Source organism: uncultured Brachyspira sp., assembly GCF_949287625.1.
GTDB lineage: Bacteria > Spirochaetota > Brachyspiria > Brachyspirales > Brachyspiraceae > Brachyspira.
Genome location: NZ_CASEGO010000162.1, coordinates 1 through 3,891, shown reverse-complemented (window position 1 = coordinate 3,891; position 3,891 = coordinate 1). Strand labels below are relative to the sequence as shown.

Below are 3,891 nucleotides of genomic sequence, written 5' to 3'. Positions count from 1 at the left end.
ATCAATCAATCAATCAATCGGTTGGTTTATTGTAATTTTAAAAAAGGATATAAAAATGAAAAGAAAATTAATAATTACTATTTTGTTTACTGCTTTATTTTCATCTGCACTTTTTCCTGCATTTGAACTATCTTTAATTCCTAAATTTGGATTTCAAATTAATTTACCAAATGTAAACTCATCAAAATTTGGTATGAACTATTATAAAAGTTTAGAGCCTAAACTTGATATTAATTTGCAGTTAGGATATAAGTTTAAGATTAATAATAATATATTAAACGGCATAAGTTTATTGTTTGATACAGGCTTTGACGGAACTTTCATATCAATAAAAAATCCGTATAATTATCAGGTAAATAAAATAGATATATTGAGTTTATATACTGGAGTAGGGTTAAAATTCGAATTTCATAATTTTAAAAGTAATTTTATCTTACCTGCAAATATGACTTTAGGTATAGCGTCTGGAGCTAAATACGGAGTGCTTACAGGTGATAATTTAAATTTAAGCAGAATACCAATATCTGTTTATGCCAGATTAATTTTAGAAGACAGATTCTATCAAACTGAAAAGTATGCCTTTTTAGTATCTCTTGATTTATTTTATGAATATATGTTTTTCAATAAAAATGACATTAATAAACTTTTTTATTCGTATGACGTAAAAAATTATCATTCTGTAGGATTTACTTTAGGTCTAGGAATGATGTTTGGGAGCAAGTAAAATTTAACAATTAACACTTTACAAACTTTAATATTTTTGTATAATATCACCGTTTAATAACAATAAAATAATACAATATAACAATAGAGGTAATTAAATGTCTGTAAAATGTGTTTGGTGCGGTAAAGAAATAGAAGAAGTACAAGGTCAGGCTACTATGGATACCTGCGATGAATGCGAAGATTTTTTCGAAGAGCATATTGATGATATATCAGCCTCTTTAAATGAGCTTCTTAAAAAAAATGAATCCTCATCATCAAAACCTACAGAAAAAAAAGCATGGATAAGCTACTCACTTATAACAGCAATTCATATGTTAAGCTCCAAACCATATATAGAGTTTAAAGATTCCAAATATAAAGATTTAATTAAGGATGATAAAAAATGAGAAAATTATATATAATAACTTTAATATTTTTTTGCTTTGCTGTAAGTTTAACACCTAAATCATCAGAAAACTTTTACTGCGAATACTGCGGAAATAGATTTAACTCTGTAAAAACTCTTACATCACAAAACTGCATGCGTCACCCAGATGGTAATTACAAAGGTAAACATAAACTTTACGAAGGAAGCGAAAAAGATGAATATACCTGCAAATATTGCGGAAACAAATATAAAACTTTAAAACAGCTTACTTCCTCAAAATGTATGCGTCACCCAAATGGTAATTATAAAGGATATCATTCACCAGCACTATAATTTTTATTTCTTATTTTTATAGTGAGATATATATCTGAAATATTATTATACCTATACATACTTTACAAATATCTATTTACATGGTTTAATTATGTTAACAAAATATATTTATCGGAAATGTTATCATGGGAAAAACTTCATTAAAAGATATAATAAAAGTAAGTAAAGAATTGAACTCAAAATATAATATAGAGAAATTGGATACAAACAAAGAATTAGAAATATCAACTGACAGCAGAGATGATTTTGACAGTAATAAATTATTTTTAGCAATAAAAGGGGAAAAGTTTGACGGAAACCGATTCACATTAGAAACATACAATAAAGGATGCAGATATTTTATTTTAAGCGATAAAACTATAAATATGCCCGATGATGCCGCAGTTTTTTATACTGATGATACAATACTTTTTTTTATAAAACTTGCTAGAGAATACAGAAGAAAATTTGATATATCTATAATATCAATAACAGGAAGCTGCGGAAAAACTACTACCAAAGAATTAACTCATCTTTTTTTATCTGCAAAATATAAAGCATTAAAAACAGAGGGAAATTTTAATAATGAAATAGGAGTACCAAAAACAATATTTAATTTAGATAATAGTTATGAAATAGCAGTTATTGAAGCTGGAATGAATCATAAAAATGAACTATTAAGAATATCTGAATGTATAGAGGCAAATACCGTTATAATAAATAATGTTGAACCTGTACATATTGCTCATCTTGGCTCTATAGAAAATATTGCTTATGCTAAAGCAGAACTTTTTAATCATACTAGAGAAAATGCTAATGCTGTAATAAATAAAAATACCAATTGTGCTGATATATTAAAAAAAGAGGCTCAAAGAAACAATATAAAAAATATCATAGAAGCTGATATAAAAGAGATAGTAAAAAAAGATGATAATACTTTTGAATATAAAGGAATAATTTTTAAGCATAATTTAGTTGGAGATTTTAATTTGTGTAATGTACTTTCTGCTTTAAAGGCAGCAGAAATTTATAATATAGACTTAAAAAAATGTGCTGATATTTTACTAACTTATGAAGCACAAAAAAATAGAATGCAGATAATTAATATCAAAGGCTGTAATGTTATTAATGACTGTTATAATTCTAATCCTTCTGCATTGAAAAATATGCTTAAATATTTATCTCAGAGAAAGGAATCAAAAAAAATTGCTGTAATAGGAGATATGCTTGAGACGGAAACTGAAAACTCATCTTATCATAAAGAAATAGGAAATACTATAAATGAATTAAAAAATATTAATACAGTTATAGCAGTTGGAGAACATTCAAAAGATATTTATAATACTGTTAATTGTGAGAAATATTATTTTGAAAATGCAAAAAGTGCTATAGAAAAAGTAAAAGAGTTTTTAAAAAATGATACAGCAATGCTTATAAAGGCTTCATTAGGTACGGGTTTTGCTGTGATAATAGATAGTATAAAAGAGAATAATTAAAAATGAATAACTTAATTCAAAATAATTCTATAATAGCTTTTATTTTATTAGATGATAAAAACTTTAATGACTTTTCAAATCAATTAAAAAAAGATTGGAATATAGATATAAACATAGTATCTTATAATAACAAAAACACATTTACTATTGATAATATTGATTTTGAATATGAGCTAGCCCCTTTCAAAGTACCTGATAAAGAGGCCGAAATATTGATTAATTACAATGATGTAGATATTACAACAAAAGAAAAAATATTAAATCATAAGTCATTTGTATCTATTAATGCCAATTCAAAAAATATAAGCTTTAAAGATACTGCCTTAATTTTCAGTAAGCTAATATATTCTATAATAAAACAAAACAATGTATCGGCTATTTTGATAGGTGAGATTAATCTGCTTATTTCCAACAATACATATTTATCTGAAATGGAAGAATATATAAAAAATAGTAAATATTTTCCTACTCGTTTATGGGTGAGAGTGGATATTTTTTCAGACAATAACGGGAACCATGCATTCACTGAAGGACTTAAAAATTTAGGTAAATATGAGATTATGGCTTATAAAACTCTAAGAGATGCAAAAAGTATAATCAATCTCCTTACAATATTATCAAGAAGCATTATAGAAAATAATCTTAATCTTGAAGATGGAAACACTATGCAGACAGATGATAATTATATAGGCATGTTTAAATTCTTTGACAATAAATTCATAATGCTTGAGAAAAACTTAAAAGACATAAATAAAAATCAATAAAGCATTTCTTTACATATAAAAAGACAATAAAAATAAAAGACAAGAGAATTAATTTCTTAACTCTCCTGTCTTTTTAGATAGGTATAAACATGTATATAAATATTTGATAGTTTTTAAATTATTATATATTAGACTTGTTTCAAAACTAAATTTATAAATTTTTAATTTAATATTTTTAAATTTAGTTGGGGCTTTGCCCCAAACCCCAGTTCTTTTATTGGTATAA

General features: G+C 25.2%; 5 protein-coding genes. All 5 read left to right on the top strand.

Going from position 1 to position 3,891, the window contains the following annotated elements; genetic code table 11:
• Nucleotides 1–55 precede the first annotated feature (55 nt).
• Nucleotides 56–724 carry a hypothetical protein gene (locus Q1X91_RS15030; protein WP_300759333.1) on the top strand — a complete coding sequence of 223 codons (669 nt, stop codon included), beginning with the start codon at nucleotides 56–58 and terminating at the stop codon, nucleotides 722–724.
• A gap of 97 nt (nucleotides 725–821) precedes the next feature.
• Complete coding sequence (locus Q1X91_RS15025; RefSeq protein ID WP_300759331.1) at nucleotides 822–1,112, top strand: hypothetical protein; 291 nt, start codon at nucleotides 822–824, stop codon at nucleotides 1,110–1,112.
• Complete coding sequence (locus Q1X91_RS15020) at nucleotides 1,109–1,426, top strand: hypothetical protein (RefSeq protein ID WP_020003700.1); 318 nt, start codon at nucleotides 1,109–1,111, stop codon at nucleotides 1,424–1,426. The genes Q1X91_RS15025 and Q1X91_RS15020 overlap by 4 nt, the downstream gene beginning before the upstream one ends.
• Before the next feature lie 125 nt (nucleotides 1,427–1,551).
• Nucleotides 1,552–2,901, top strand: a complete 1,350-nt coding sequence (gene murF / locus Q1X91_RS15015; RefSeq protein ID WP_300759328.1) for a UDP-N-acetylmuramoyl-tripeptide--D-alanyl-D-alanine ligase — start codon at nucleotides 1,552–1,554, stop codon at nucleotides 2,899–2,901.
• Nucleotides 2,902–2,903: 2 nt separating this feature from the next.
• Complete coding sequence (locus tag Q1X91_RS15010) at nucleotides 2,904–3,665, top strand: hypothetical protein (protein ID WP_300759324.1); 762 nt, start codon at nucleotides 2,904–2,906, stop codon at nucleotides 3,663–3,665.
• Nucleotides 3,666–3,891 lie beyond the last annotated feature (226 nt).

Coding starts and splice junctions, on each gene's coding strand:
- Q1X91_RS15025 (WP_300759331.1), top strand. CDS start 822: ATGTCTGTAAAATGTGTTTGGTGCGGTAAAGAAATAGAAGAAGTACAA.
- Q1X91_RS15010 (WP_300759324.1), top strand. CDS start 2,904: ATGAATAACTTAATTCAAAATAATTCTATAATAGCTTTTATTTTATTA.
- Q1X91_RS15030 (WP_300759333.1), top strand. CDS start 56: ATGAAAAGAAAATTAATAATTACTATTTTGTTTACTGCTTTATTTTCA.
- Q1X91_RS15020 (WP_020003700.1), top strand. CDS start 1,109: ATGAGAAAATTATATATAATAACTTTAATATTTTTTTGCTTTGCTGTA.
- murF (WP_300759328.1), top strand. CDS start 1,552: ATGGGAAAAACTTCATTAAAAGATATAATAAAAGTAAGTAAAGAATTG.